General features: G+C 70.8%; 1 pseudogene. It reads right to left on the reverse strand.

Going from position 1 to position 756, the window contains the following annotated elements:
• A pseudogene (locus tag MNZ27_RS23250) lies at nt 1–756 on the reverse strand (type II secretion system secretin GspD); the annotation flags it as partial.

Genomic DNA, 756 nt, shown 5'->3' on the forward strand with positions numbered 1-756 from the left:
GGCGCCCGGCGCGGAGATCATCGTGCGGCGGCCGCGGCCGCCTGCCCCGGCGCCCTGGGCCTGGAAGATCTGGTTCAGCTTGTCCGCGATGTCCTTCGCCGAGGCGTAGCGGACCTGGACGATGCGGACCATGTCGCCCGCGCCGGCCTTGTCCACCGAGTCGATGATCTTCTCGAGCCGGCGCAGGTTCAGGCCGATGTCGGTGATGACGAGGGTGTCCGGCGGGATCGTCTGGATGTCCGCGCCCTGCGCCGAGATGAAGTTGGCGAGGATGCCGCGGAGCTGATCGGCGTCCGTGTACTGCAGCTTCACGATCTTCGTGATCGGCTGCTCGTTCGCGGGCGTCGTGGCCTCCGGGCCGGTGTAGGTCGGGATCGGGTTCTTCTTGGCGTCCGCGTTGCGGATGAGCTTGTAGTAACGGCCGGTCGCGTAGACCGCGATGTTGTTCGCGTTCAGGGCCGCGAGGAACGCGGCGTACGCCTCGTCCGCGGTGACGGGCGTCTTGGAGAGGAGCGTGATCTTCCCGCGCGCCACGTCCTCCGTGTAGACGAAGTTCCGGCACGTCCACCGGCTCGCCTGCTCGAGCACGTCCACGACGTCGGCCTTCGTGAACGTCAGCATGAACCGGCCGTGCAGCGGGACGCACTTCTGCTCGGTCGGGCGGAGCGGGCCCCCGCCGCCCGGGCGCCGCGGCGGCGTGACCGGACGGGCTCCGGGCTGGACCGGCTGCGCACCGGCGGGAGGCGCCGCGGCGCC

The organism is Anaeromyxobacter oryzisoli (assembly GCF_022690765.1).
GTDB classification, from domain to species: Bacteria; Myxococcota; Myxococcia; order Myxococcales; family Anaeromyxobacteraceae; genus Anaeromyxobacter; species Anaeromyxobacter oryzisoli.